This window comes from Pedobacter chinensis (genome assembly GCF_003339865.1).
GTDB classification, from domain to species: Bacteria; Bacteroidota; Bacteroidia; order Sphingobacteriales; family Sphingobacteriaceae; genus Pedobacter; species Pedobacter chinensis.
In genome coordinates this window covers 520,652-534,136 of record NZ_QPKV01000003.1, presented here as the reverse complement: position 1 = coordinate 534,136, position 13,485 = coordinate 520,652, and the positions used below count along the sequence as shown (strand labels likewise).

At 35.4% G+C, this 13,485-nt stretch carries 13 protein-coding genes; 11 read left to right on the top strand and 2 right to left on the bottom strand.

Annotated elements, in window-relative coordinates; all coding sequences use genetic code 11:
* The first annotated feature begins 65 nt into the window (after positions 1-65).
* Positions 66-572 (top strand): DUF6702 family protein, encoded by a 507-nt coding sequence (locus tag DU508_RS07630; protein WP_147273600.1) that lies wholly within the window; start codon positions 66-68, stop codon positions 570-572.
* 137 nt (positions 573-709) lie between these two features.
* Positions 710-1,978 (top strand): DUF7033 domain-containing protein, encoded by a 1,269-nt coding sequence (locus DU508_RS07625; RefSeq protein ID WP_115402235.1) that lies wholly within the window; start codon positions 710-712, stop codon positions 1,976-1,978.
* Between the two features lie 4 nt (positions 1,979-1,982).
* Here the strand turns inward: DU508_RS07625 and DU508_RS07620 are convergent, their stop codons facing one another.
* The gene (locus DU508_RS07620; RefSeq protein ID WP_115402234.1) at positions 1,983-3,914 is read right to left on the bottom strand and encodes a glycoside hydrolase family 172 protein; all 1,932 of its coding nucleotides are present in this window, start codon (positions 3,912-3,914) and stop codon (positions 1,983-1,985) included.
* Between the two features lie 216 nt (positions 3,915-4,130).
* On the opposite strand from DU508_RS07620, the gene upp reads away from it, so the two are divergent.
* The 9 genes from upp (at position 4,131) to DU508_RS07575 (ending at position 11,926) form a co-directional block, all read left to right on the top strand.
* Positions 4,131-4,775 (top strand): uracil phosphoribosyltransferase, encoded by a 645-nt coding sequence (gene upp, locus DU508_RS07615; protein WP_115402718.1) that lies wholly within the window; start codon positions 4,131-4,133, stop codon positions 4,773-4,775.
* Between the two features lie 27 nt (positions 4,776-4,802).
* Positions 4,803-4,991 carry a hypothetical protein gene (locus DU508_RS24040; protein ID WP_233509410.1) on the top strand — a complete coding sequence of 63 codons (189 nt, stop codon included), beginning with the start codon at positions 4,803-4,805 and terminating at the stop codon, positions 4,989-4,991.
* A gap of 163 nt (positions 4,992-5,154) precedes the next feature.
* A complete protein-coding gene (locus tag DU508_RS07605; RefSeq protein ID WP_115402233.1) occupies positions 5,155-5,844 on the top strand; it encodes a YjjG family noncanonical pyrimidine nucleotidase in 690 nt (229 codons plus the stop codon).
* 106 nt (positions 5,845-5,950) lie between these two features.
* The gene (locus tag DU508_RS07600) at positions 5,951-6,469 is read left to right on the top strand and encodes a DinB family protein (RefSeq protein ID WP_115402232.1); all 519 of its coding nucleotides are present in this window, start codon (positions 5,951-5,953) and stop codon (positions 6,467-6,469) included.
* A gap of 71 nt (positions 6,470-6,540) precedes the next feature.
* Complete coding sequence (locus tag DU508_RS07595; RefSeq protein WP_115402231.1) at positions 6,541-7,860, top strand: flippase; 1,320 nt, start codon at positions 6,541-6,543, stop codon at positions 7,858-7,860.
* Positions 7,857-8,504 (top strand): O-methyltransferase, encoded by a 648-nt coding sequence (locus DU508_RS07590; RefSeq protein ID WP_115402230.1) that lies wholly within the window; start codon positions 7,857-7,859, stop codon positions 8,502-8,504. Before DU508_RS07595 ends, DU508_RS07590 begins: the two co-directional genes overlap by 4 nt.
* Positions 8,505-8,514: 10 nt before the next feature.
* Entirely contained in the window at positions 8,515-9,276 is a 762-nt protein-coding gene (locus tag DU508_RS07585; protein WP_115402229.1) for a class I SAM-dependent methyltransferase, read from the top strand.
* A 172-nt stretch (positions 9,277-9,448) separates the two neighbouring features.
* The gene (locus DU508_RS07580; RefSeq protein WP_115402228.1) at positions 9,449-10,351 is read left to right on the top strand and encodes a glycosyltransferase; all 903 of its coding nucleotides are present in this window, start codon (positions 9,449-9,451) and stop codon (positions 10,349-10,351) included.
* A 126-nt stretch (positions 10,352-10,477) separates the two neighbouring features.
* Positions 10,478-11,926, top strand: a complete 1,449-nt coding sequence (locus tag DU508_RS07575) for an alpha-L-fucosidase (protein WP_115402227.1) — start codon at positions 10,478-10,480, stop codon at positions 11,924-11,926.
* Between the two features lie 300 nt (positions 11,927-12,226).
* Here the strand turns inward: DU508_RS07575 and DU508_RS07570 are convergent, their stop codons facing one another.
* Complete coding sequence (locus DU508_RS07570; RefSeq protein WP_115402226.1) at positions 12,227-12,973, bottom strand: class I SAM-dependent methyltransferase; 747 nt, start codon at positions 12,971-12,973, stop codon at positions 12,227-12,229.
* Positions 12,974-13,485: the final 512 nt, after the last annotated feature.

Below are 13,485 nucleotides of genomic sequence, written 5' to 3'. Positions count from 1 at the left end.
AAGTAGTGATTTATGTTGTAGCTTTGTCTGTTGATTCTTTTTGGAAAACAAATAAAATGCTGTTCATGTATAAAGTAAAAATATTCCTGCTACTTATCTTCTGTACCTGCCTTACGGCTTCTGCTGGTATAAAACATCCTTTGCATGTAAGCACAACTGAAATAAATTTCAATCAAAAAGATAAGACACTGGAAATTAGCTGCAGAATTTTCACTGATGATTTCGAATCCATTTTGGCTAAGCTTTATAAACAAAAAACTGATTTATCGAACCCGTCAATGAAAGCTGCAATGGATGATATTGTCAAAAAATATCTTATATCTCATTTACAAATCAAAGCTAATGGCAAGCCTTTAGCCCTTAATTACGTTGGTTTTGAGATTGATCATGAAGCTACAAACATTTATCTGGAGGTAGAAAAAGTGCAAACTTTAAAAACCATTGAAATTACAGATACCATTCTCTACGACCTGTTTGAAGATCAGATGAGTATAGTCCATATTGTGAAGGGACAAACCCGTAAAAGCACCAAAATTCTATATCCTGATCAGAAGTTCAGCGCAAACTTTTAATTGTAATTTTTATATTAGATATTAAATCGGTGTTAAAATACCATTAATTTTAATATCCCGTTAATAAGGAGATCACATCTGCTGGGAAAATTGTTTATAATCTTAGTTATACATTGCCCAAATTGTTTAAATAAGTTATGCATTTAATTATCTTCTCATCCATTTTAACACCGAGGATAAAATATATCTTTAATTTTATTTTCAAGGATATTCTCAAAGCAGAAGTCGAATTTACCGGCAATGTTCAGCATTTTTTACAGAGCGATCAAGTTAAAATCAGTTATGGAGAACAACCATTGGCTGATGAGATTTTCTTTAAAAGTACTTCGATATTGTTTTCCAACAAAGTTGATGAATTAAATATCAGGACAACCTTATTTGGCGAATATCAGGCGCCATTTCCTGTTCAAAACTCTCCATTTCCTTTTGATGTATTTGCAGCTTCATTCTTTATGATCAGCAGATATGAAGAATATCTTCATCAAAAAAGAACAAATGAGGATTTTAAGGCAAACAAGAGTTATCAGTATAAATGGAAAATATTAGAGCGACCGATTATTGATGAATGGGCTTTTCTCATTAAGAATATCATCCGAAAGAAACATCCGAACTTTAAATTCCACGATAAGCTTTTCGTTAATCAGCCCAGCATAAACTTTACCATTACGCCAAATATTCCCAGCGGCATCTTAAACCGAACTAAATTTCTTTTCAATGCTGTACTTAATAAAGAAAACAGATATTTAAGCACAAAATTTGATCGCCTCACGGGTTTGGGAATCAAAAATGAAACGGTGTTAACAGATCTCGGAAAAACATTTGAAAGAAGAAAAACCAATCCTATATTTTTCATCAACTTTCCAAAAGTTCCAAATGATTACATTAGCGTGAATGGTGTTTCCAGAGTTTTGACAAACAAAAGCGTTGGGTTGCTAAGACCCTGTGCGAGTGATAAAGAAAAAATAAATGAAATAAAAGAAGGTTTGTTCATGCTCAAAAAAATTTTACCGGAGCAGGTAAACCTTAGCAGCCAACAGTTAGAGGTTTTAAAATTCCCCATTTGTTACCTCAACTTACTTAATTCAGGCATTACATCAGATTACTCGATGGGATATCCTGAAATTTCCGGATTTAGAGCAGGGACTTGCACACCTTTCAACTGGTACGATTTACAACTTGAAAAAGTAACACCATTATTGGTTAAATCGTATTGCATCAATGATTCCGTTCTTCAATATATGGGATTGGAAACCATTAACAAATCAGTTAAACACTATGTTGATTCGGTAAAATTTGTGAACGGACAATTCTTAAGCAACTGGCAATTACGAAGTCTTTCAGACAATTTAAAATACAAAAAACTAAAGACCGCTTTCAATGAAATGATTAGTTATGCCGGAAATTAAAGCACTAATTTTTCACCAGAATAAGCCTGCTAATATTTAGTCTGTTTTTATCGTGATCGTTTTTAAAATGCAAGGTTATTGTATTGCTAAATTCATTAATGCTGATATCGCACAAAAACATTTTCTTTTTTGATTCTTTCTTCGCACTGTAAAATGAAATCGGTTCACTTACCTGCGTTTGTCGCTGCCAGAGGGTAACTTCAGCACCGTCCGGGGCCATTTCCAAATCTGCATAGAGCTTATATTTCCCATTTGGTATTTCTTGTAAATCAATTCTGATCTGAGCACCATTTTTAGCGATAAAGTTATTTCCATCGATAGTTGCCTGACCATTAAAACTGAAACTCATTAGTTGAGGATAAACCATCATGGTATCCGGAAGGAAAACCGTTGTGTTTTCATCTGTTGGTTTTGCAGATGATGAAATGGCCTTATCAGCATAATAGAAAGCAACTGAGGTATAATCGGCCGGTTTATTATTCTGTTCCGGCCCATGCTCAATGGTATGTAAAATGCTTTTTTGGAAAGGCATTTTATCGGTCAAAAACAACCGATAACCACCCGTACGGCTGAATGGGAGTGAGTAATCCAATGAGCCATGAAGCGGCAGGCTCATTTTGCGGTCCCACCGATCCAGTAAAGCATACCAACCACCGTTAAAATAGTCTTCTGAGCCTGTTCCATGCATAGTCATTTCTCCATCTATTGCGGTGTAATCGTCGCCCTCAAAAAACAAAGTCATTCCGGGGTTTAAACCCTGAGCCTGTAAAATTGTTCCAACATAATGCCCTCTTCCTTCTCCCTGTAAAAAAATATGTGGTTGACCAGGTGCTGCATTTTTATTGCTGTTCCAATAAACATATAATTTGCCCTCCGTTTTAGGTTCACGCGGTTTGGCTGCATAGTACCATTTACCTTTAATTTTTAATGATTCAGCAAAAACGTTAGCTGGCCCCTTTCTGTAAATCAACTCAACCTTTGCACTTTTATCAAACGGCATTGGGAAATAACAATAGTTAACGTTTTTTGCAGTGCCAGTAATTAAACTTTGCATAGAAACTTTGCCAAAAGCATAACCAAAAAAATCGGCCAGAGGTAAGCATACTGCTGGCTGGCTCTCATCATCCCATGTTATTTTAATATCAATCAGCTTATTTAATCCTTCAAACTGTTTTGCATTTTCAAGTTCAAATCCTAAAAACCGACCTGCTTTATCCATATTTATTAATGATACACTTTCTCCGGCATTGATCGTTTTATCGACTAGTAACGTCTCGATTTCCTGGCTGTTGAGTATATCTTTTCTTAAGTCGGCCCAGGTAGCAGAAACCTTCTCCAAAGCTGATTTTTCATCAGCTGATAATTTAGCATCAAAAGTTTTAACGGTTGCAGTTTTTCCGAAATTCCGGTATTGGATTTGATAAAACTCCAGTTTCTTACCTCTGAAAACAACCTTACAACCATTTTTATAAGGAACAGGAAAATAGCAGAAATATCCACCTACCTGATTGCCACAAAGCGGCAGATTGAACGGATAAACCTTACCCGAAAACAGATCAGAAAACTTGATGGAGTAAGATGGCTTTTTGCTTCCATCAAAATAAAAATCGATAATATCATTTGTTGGTGTGGGTGTCCAGATACGGTTAATTACTCCTGCGCCTTTATCTTCAAAAATAACCAAACTGCTATCGGCATTTTTCCGAATGAAGGAATATTTTCCACTAAAACCATCATCGTTATTACCTGTTGTATCATAGGATGAGTATTGCTTTACAACCGCATCAGTATATTTTGGAAGAGTTGAAATATTAGTCATCATTTCCAATTCTGACTTGATACCAAGCGCTTTTCGCTGCGCTCGCAAAAAACCGGAACTGACAATTATAATAAAAGAAGCAGTGAATATGGTTTTAATCAGTTTAGCTGAGCTCATTTTTAAGTTAATAAAGGTTAGGATTTGGTTAGTTTCATTTACTAATACGATTTAGTAAGCTGAAAAAACTAAATTATAAATTAATTTACCTTCATCCAACAGAAAACTACCGTACCTTCAAATATCTACCGAAATTATATTCGTTAATGGACTAAAAACATTAAATTTAAACAAAACATGCTTTTAACCCATTATAATAAAGAGGGGATATATATGATGACTTTCGATCTTAGCAAAACAAAATCCATAGCCAACACCTTTATCGCAGAAATGCGGGATGAAAATATTCAGAAGGATAGTATGCGTTTCAGAAAAAACCTAGAGCGGATTGGTGAATTTTTTGCTTACGAAATCAGTAAATCATTAAAATACATCACTAAAGATATTACGACTCCTTTGGGCGTTTCACCCTGCGCTGTTTTGGAGCAGCAACCTGTACTGGCAACTATTTTAAGAGCTGGTTTACCATTACAACAAGGATTATTGAATATTTTTGATAAATCGGAATGCTGCTTCATCTCTGCTTACCGGAAAGTGAAAAAAAGCGGAGGCTTTATTATTCAAATGGATTACATCTCAACACCAGATCTGGATGGAAAGATATTGATTATGGCCGACCCTATGCTTGCTACAGGACAAAGCATGGTGATGTGTTGCAAGGAACTGATTAACCGGTATAAACTTGCCGAATTACATATTGTAGCGGCAATTGCCAGTACCGAAGGCGTGGCACATGTGAGGGCAAACCTTCCTAAAGCTAAACTTTGGTTTGGTGCAATTGATGAGGAAATGACCAGTAAATCATACATTGTTCCGGGTTTGGGTGATGCAGGAGACCTGGCTTATGGAGAAAAAGTGTGAACGGGATTTTGAATAGCAGGATTTGAAATGAATATTCTATTTGTATGCAGTAGAAATAAATGGCGAAGTGCAACCGCTGAAACCGTTTATAAAAATCATCCTGAACATCAAATTCGTTCCGCAGGAACCGAGCCATCAGCAAAGGTTAAACTGAATGCCAAACACATTATTTGGGCCGATTTAATCTTTGGAAAAGAAACACAGGCAAAGAATTGAAGAAAAATTCGGCAATGAAATTATGGATAAGAAAATCATTACGCTAAATATTCCCGGCGAATATCAATATATGGATGAAGAACTAATTGAGGAATTGAATTCAAAAACGTATGATTATTTATAAATCAGGAACATTAACCTACCTTTGTAAAAATCATTGCCAATGAAAAAACACATCTTCTTTGATCTTGATCATACCATCTGGGATTTTGATCGCAACGCAGAAGAAACGCTTAATGAGCTTTACCATACTTATAAACTAGATGAACTTGGACTTAAATCCTGCTCCGACTTCATTTCAAAATATACAGAAAACAACCATCAGCTTTGGGCCGACTATCATTTAGGAAAAATCACAAAAGATTTTTTGAGGTCGCAGCGATTTAGCAAAACTTTTATTCAGCTGGGCGTTCATCCAGATGCTGTTCCTCATCAATTTGAAGATGATTATGTAAGCATCTCTCCCACCAAAACCAATTTATTCGAGGATGCAGATCATGTATTAAATTACCTTCAGCAGAAATATACACTACACATCATTTCAAACGGATTTAAAGAAACCACCTTAACAAAAATGAGTTTATCCAACCTAAACCCATATTTTGAAAATGTGATTATTTCTGAAGATGTTGGTGTTAATAAGCCAGACCCAATCATTTTTGAATATGCTTTAGATAAGGCAAAAGCAGCAAAACAAGAAAGCATAATGATTGGCGATAGCCTGGAAGCTGATATTTATGGCGCGCTCAATTTTGGGATGGAAGCAATTTTCTTTAATCCAATGGGAAAAGAAACACCTGCAGATGTAAATAAACAAATCACTCATCTTAAAGAATTATTAAAACTTTTTTAGACACCTTTTTCGTTTATGTTTTGGCACTGGTTTATGCTGCTGAGACATTTGAATTTATTGGTTTTTAAAGTTTTTGGAGAATGAGTAATTAGTTTATCTTTATTCAATGGCACCAGCAAAAGTAAAAGCATCAATACACAAAATTGTTGATGCCTATAAAACCAAACTTTCTTATTATACCGATGAAATTTTTCAGGTTACACCACCTGTAAATGGCTGGAGTTACAGCGAAGTTTATTCGCATATTTTTGATGCAAGTTTATTATCATTAATGGCTTTAGATCGTTGTACAAAAGGTAAAGGGGAAAACAAACCAACGCATTTTGCCGTTAAACTCGTTTTGTTTTTCGGTTCTTTTCCTCCGGCGAAGAAATATAAGGTACCAACAAGACTGGCAGACCGTGTTAAAAAAATAAATAAATTAGAAGCTTTAGACTTGATTTTAGAATTCGAGAAATCGTTGGTGGATATTTATCCACTGATAGCCTCAGCAGACCAAAAAATTAAGACAAAACATCCTCGCATGGGCTATTTAAATGCTAAACAATGGCTCAGGTTTATTGAGATCCACCTTAAACATCATTTAAAACAGTTAGATAGAATAGAGAAGAGTTTCCGGCGTTAAAATTATCTCTTCATTTGAGGTTATTGCACCACTCAGCTAATTAACGCACATTTTTTTACATATTTGCGCTAATGAAATTACCCGCCATAAAAGGTTTCGATGAAGAGGCATTTAACAAGTATTTAAAAAATACGGGTTGGTTGATGTTTGGTAAGGTACTGAGTTTGATTGTCGGTTTGTTTATAGCCAGATATTTAGGCCCCGATTTATTTGGCGACCTCAATTTTGGTCTCTCATTAGTAGCAATATTAGCCGCAATCGGAGCTCTTGGCCTTGATACTTTTATCATAAGAGAAATTATTAAGGAGCCGGCAAAAAGAGATGAGATTTTAGGAACATCTTTATGGTTAAGGCTTATTACGAATGCTGCTGCAATTCCAATTGCGATGGCCATTTACTATATTAGTCATAAAATATCCAAAAATCCAGGTGAACCATTAACAATAATGGTTGGGTTGCTTGCCCTAGCTTCTTTTTTTAAATCTTTCAACGTCATTGATGCTTACTTTCAATCGCAAGTTCAATCTAAATATGTTGTTCAGGTTCAAAACATTTGCCTGATTATTTCGGCAGTTGTTAAGCTGATTCTTATTTATTTAGGATTGCCATTAATTTATATTGTACTTGCTTTAGTATTTGATGGTTTTATACTGGCTTTAGGTTTAGTGATTATTTATCAAAAGAGAGGGTTTAATATTTTTCGATGGAATTTTAACCCTGATCGTGCAAAATCTCTGTTGAAACAATCTTCTCCATTAATTCTATCCGCTGTGATGGTTTCCATTTACATGAAGATTGATGTTGTAATGCTCAAAGAAGCTGGAAGTAAAGCTGTTGGGATTTACAGTGCAGCCGCGAATTTAAGTGAAGCCTGGTATTTTATTCCGGTTGCTATTGTTACCTCTGTTTTTCCCGCATTAATAAATGCCAGGAAAACAGACATTGAACGTTACCATAAAAGATTAGGAAACTTATATGATCTGCTGGTTTATATTTGTCTTCCTGTTGGTATTTTTATCAGCTTTACTGCCGACTTCATTATACATCTTTTATATTCAAATAAATTTGAAGGAGCAGGGGCAATGCTTTCAATACATATCTGGTCTGGGGTATTTGTTTTTTTAGGAAGTGCAAGTTCACAGTATCTAATTGCTGAGGGCTATACTAAAATTGCTTTTTATCGTACAGCTGCAGGAGCCCTTGTCAACATTCTTTTAAACCTTTGGCTGATTCCCAAATATGCCGGTATTGGTGCATCAATTGCAACGCTGATTGCATGTTTCATCTCTACTTTTTTCATCTTATTAATTCCAAAAACTCGCCAACAAGGAATAATGATGTTAAAATCATTATTTTTGATTACTGCATTTCAAAAAATATTTAAACGTTGAGCACATTAAAAGCTTTAAAAACATTAATTGCAAAGCCCAGCAGGCTAAAAGCATTACTATCATACGGACACAAAGGTTATTTAAACAGCATCGGTTGGTTTACAGCCTTTGATCAAAAACAAGCTGTGGACAGAGAAGGGAAAGCCTTGCCCTGGGTTACCTATTCCTTTATCGATTTTATTAAGGAAAGAATAAATAAAACACAGCACATTTTCGAATATGGTTCAGGCAGTTCTACTATTTTCTATGCCGAAAGAGCAGGATCGGTAACTTCTGTAGAGCATGATGAAAGCTGGTTTGATAAAGTTAAAAATAACAGTCCGGCCAATGCAGAAATGATTTTCTGTAAACTTGAGCAAGACGGCGAATATGCAAAGAAAGCCACTTTATTGGATAGAAAATTCGACATCATCATTGTTGATGGCAGAGATCGTGTGAATTGTTGTAAATACAGTATCGAAGCCCTTTCATCAAACGGCGTTTTAATTTTAGATGATAGTGAGCGGGAATTTTACCACCCCGCACGTATTTTTTTAAAAGAAAAAGGCTTTAAAGAGCTAAGTTTTAGTGGGATTTCTCCTGGTTTCTTTTATGAAAAAGCAACTTCGGTTTTCTACAAAACGGATAACTGTTTAGGTATTTAATCAGAATGTGATGTTAAGTGAAGAGGTTAAAACAGCATACGACAACTTTTATACAAATAGCGATGTAGCCTGGCGCATGCTCGGAGCAAAATACAAAGCAAAAAACATTATAGAGGTTTGCAAAGGTATTAAACCTCAAAAAGTTTTAGAAATTGGAGCTGGTGACGGCAGTATTTTGCATTACTTGAACGACTGGAATTTTGCACCTGAACTTTACGCTTTAGAGATTGCACAAAGTGGTGTGGATATCATCAACGACAGAAAACTTTCCAGACTTAAAGAGGCTCGGACTTTTGATGGTTATAAAATTCCGTATGATGACGATAGCTTTGATTTAATAATTCTTGCCCATGTTTTGGAACATGTGGAACACGAAAGAGTTCTGATTCGTGAACTTAAAAGAGTTGCACAGTTCATTGTTGTAGAGGTGCCAAAAGATTATCGTTTTGGTGTAGATAACCGGGTAAAACATTTCCTGGATTATGGACACATCAATATGTATACACCAACTTTGCTAAGGTTTTTATTACAAAGTGAAGGTTTGGAAATTTTGGAAGATAAAGTTTCGATAACGGCACCAGAAACAGTAAAGTTTAATGAATTTGTGAACAGAAAAGCACCGAAAACTTTCACTAAAAACTTAAAGATTGAGCTCGAATACAGAATCAAGAAAACATTAGGCAATTTATTGGGTAGAAAAAAGCAGGAACAATTTGCTAATGCCTATACCGTTTTAACTAAAAAATCAGACCAAAATCTGCAGATATTTTAAAAATTGAGGAAGAAGCCACAAAATTGCCATCATCCTGACCTGTAGCAAAGCGGAAAGCTACGAGGTAAATTTATTCAGGATTTAATTGATAAAAGAAATATCTGAAATCATTCAGCAAAATGCTGAAAGGTAATATTAAGAATTACATTCCTTAAATGGTAAAAAAACAACGATGCAAAACCTTGCCCCAATTGCCCTTTTCGTTTACAATCGCCCAAAACATACCGAGCGAACAATTAAGTTTTTGCAACAAAATGACCTTGCAAATGATAGCAGGTTATTCATTTTTTCAGATGGGGCAAAATCTTCAAATGATGAGGAAAAGGTTGCAGAGGTTAGAGCCATCATTAATAAAACTGATGGTTTTAAATCGGTAAAAGTTTTTGAACGTAAGGAGAATGCAGGATTAGCAAACGCCGTAATTGAAGGTGTAACAATGCTAATTAATGATTATAATCAGGTTATTGTTTTTGAAGATGATTTGATTACTTCGCCACACACACTGACTTATTTTAATGATGCTTTAAGTCGCTTCCGAAACCAGGAAAAAGTAATGCACATCGGTGCTTATATGTACCCTTTAAAAGCAAATGATTTACCTCAATCATTTTTCTATCGGGCCGCAACCAGCTGGGGCTGGGCCACCTGGGGAAGAGCCTGGAAAAATTTTGAGCCAAACATTGATGTACTCCTTAAACAATTCGATAAAAAGAAAAGATCGGCTTTCTCCATTGAAAACAAAATGAATTTCTGGAAACAGATGCAAGAGTTTAAAAAAGGCAAAAACAATAGCTGGGCCATCCGTTGGTATGCATCTATCTTTTTAAAAGGCGGACTGACATTAAATCCCGCTCAATCTTTAGTTAATAATATCGGCCATGATGGAACTGGTGTACATTCAGGAATTAATGATATTTATAATGTGATTATTAACCCCAAACCAATTACGCAATTCCCTGATGTAATTGAAGAAGATAAGAAAGCTTATCAAACCATTAAAAATTTCTTAGCCAATAGAAAAGGGAATTTATGGAAAAGGTTTAAACGTTTTTTTAAAGAAAAGTTGAATAAATAACTTTCATAATACATATAACATAAAGTAAGTTGTATAAGTTATCTGGAACAAAATCCTTTAATAGAAAGTATATATTGCTTAATTTCTTAATAGATTTACGTTTACCTTTAAGTTTCAATTTTTACTATGATACGGCTATCTTTAATCTTTCTATTTTTATCCGCTTTTGTATATGCCCAAAAAGCACCAGCTCCTTATGGCGCCTTACCCTCAAAAAGACAGCTGGCCTGGCATAATATTGAAGTTTATGGACTAATTCACTTTACACCTACAACCTTTGAAAACAAAGAATGGGGCTTTGGTGATGCTGATCCAAAAGCTTTTAATCCTACCGATTTTAATGCTGAACAAATTATTAAGGCTGCAAAAGCCGGTGGTTTAAAAGGGATAATTTTGGTAGCCAAACACCATGATGGTTTTGCGCTCTGGCCAACTAAAACAACTGATTATAACATTACCCAAAGTCCATTCAGAAATGGAAAGGGAGATATGGTAAAAGAAATAGAGCAAGCTGCACGTAATAATGGTTTAAAATTCGGGGTTTACTGTTCTCCATGGGATCGGAATAACGCCAAGTATGGAACATCTGAATATTTATCCATTTATCAGGCACAGCTTAAAGAACTTTACAGCAATTACGGCGAACTTTTTATGAGTTGGCACGATGGTGCAAACGGAGGCGATGGCTATTATGGCGGTGCGAGAGAAAAACGTTCAATTGATAACACAACTTATTATGACTGGAACAATACCTGGGGCATCACCCGGAAAATGCAACCCATGGCAAATATTTTCAGTGATATTGGTTGGGATATCCGTTGGGTTGGCAATGAAAATGGAAATGCAGCTGAAACCTCATGGGCAACCTTCACCCCTATGCCACCTGAAGGGAAAAACGTTGCTGTTCCAGGACAAGCCAACTATCCGCAAAGTCCTGCCGGAATTAGAAATGGCAAATTCTGGATGCCTGCCGAATGCGATGTTCCATTGCGTAAAGGTTGGTTTTATCATACCACAGAGAAACCAAAAACACCTGAAAAGCTTTTTGATTTATATCTGAAAAGCGTTGGTCGTGGTGCAGGCCTTGATTTAGGCTTGGCACCAGATACCCGTGGTCAATTACATGAAGATGATGTTGAGGCGCTAAAAGCCTTTGGAGATCTGGTTAGAAATACCTTCGCCAATAACTTAGCCAAAGATGCTCAGATTATACCAACCAATATTCGAGGCAAAAAATACAATGTTACTGCATTGTTAGATAATAATAAGAAAAGTTATTGGGCAACAACGGATCAAGTGCATCAGGCCAGTTTGGAAATTAATTTGAAAACAGCAAAAACTTTTGATATTGTAAGCTTACAGGAATACATCCCATTAGGACAAAGAATTGAAGCGTATAATATTGAGATTTTTGAAAACAACAGCTGGAAAAAAGTTTACGATGGAACCAGTATTGGTGCAAAACGGTTGATTAAGCTTGAAACGCCGGTAACTACTTCGAAAGTGAGATTGAATATAACTCAATCTCCGGTTTGTATTACTTTGAGTGAAATTGGGTTGTATAAGAAGAGTTGATAACTTGAGCTGATAATTATTCCTAAAGATTATCTCTTATAAGCGCCTAACATAGCCTCATCGTTATGCGGACAGTAAGGGAAAGGTATGAAATTTATTTTAGGATCTAAATTGCATGAGCATAGCAAGAAGAGTTTAAAGACTGACGAAGTTCCCCAAACCTCATTTCCAACTAAACTTCGCAAGTCGATTTATTAACTTGCGAAGTCTCAAATGGTTGTGCGCAGAAGGACTTCGCAAGTTTCACGTAAACCCTTGTTAAAACACCGAGGATTTAGTTAACCAATTCAAGTTTATGGATCACTTTTTAGCCTCCAAAATAATATATGGCGATAAACTTTTACTCTCGAACGGAATAATTTTAGTAAAAATTTTTCCTGTTAACCAAACGGCTTTTTTAAATAGGCGAACGGCTGCAGGTTTTTGATTTTCGTTTTCCAGCCACACACTGAATTTCCCAAAGTAACCTGATTTCACTTCTTTCAAACCTGCTTTTTCGCAAATTGATTTTAATAATTCAGGATTCATGCTATCCATATTATGCTTATCATAGTTTTCTTTATCGAAATTCTTTTGGAACCAACCATTTACGGCTTTAAAATTTGGCAAGGTAATGAATAAAGTCCCGCCAGGTTTCACGAAGGCAGTATGTCGGTTAATGATATCAGCAGTATCGTTAAAATGTTCTATAAGCCCGCAGCTCAAAACCAAATCGTATTGTCTTTCCGGCTGATAATTGAACAGGTCTGTTTCGATAACATGAATATCTTTTTCTTTTAAACCATTCTTTTCCAACAATTCATTTATCACGGGCGGATGGACGAAATAATCTAGAAGCGTAACATCGAGCTTAAAATATTTTTTTAAAAACACCGCATAATAACCTGGGAAACCGCCTAACTCTATAGCTGTTTTAACCTTATTTTTCTCTACAATTTCGGCCAATTGGCTATGAAATAAATAGTTTGAAGGTAACTGAACTGCAAGTCCTTTTTTACGCTCCCAATAATTTACCCAAAAAGCCCTGTCGGTTAATAAATTTGCCATGTTTTAAATTAATTCCAATCTCAAAGAAACGGAAAAAGGTCAGATTAGAAAAATGATCAATTGTACACGTAGTTTGGATGCTGTTGTAATTCAATAATGAGCTTTTGAGCTTTTTTGAATGCAACAGGCTCCGATTTTTTTAGTGATTTCAAATCTTCTATTGCTTGTAAAGTAAACTCCAGCGTAATACATTACAAACTTTTAAAGAAATCTTCTAATTCTTTGCCAACTTTAATTGTTTTACCTTCTTTTGCCTGAAGAATTGAGTCTTTAATTTTTTGTATCATTTGAGGCGAAAAATAAACATCCTCATCTTTTACAGGAGTAATGGCATAGCTTTATTCTTTCCCCTTTGGATGATAATTTGCTCTCCATTATCAAGTCTATCCATATATTCAGCTTGTTTTTCCCTAAACTCTCTACTACTTACAACTAACATAATTTAATACTTGTGTACCATTACGGTACAATTATATTAAATTACTTTCATAAAAGTGATTCACCCGAGTTTT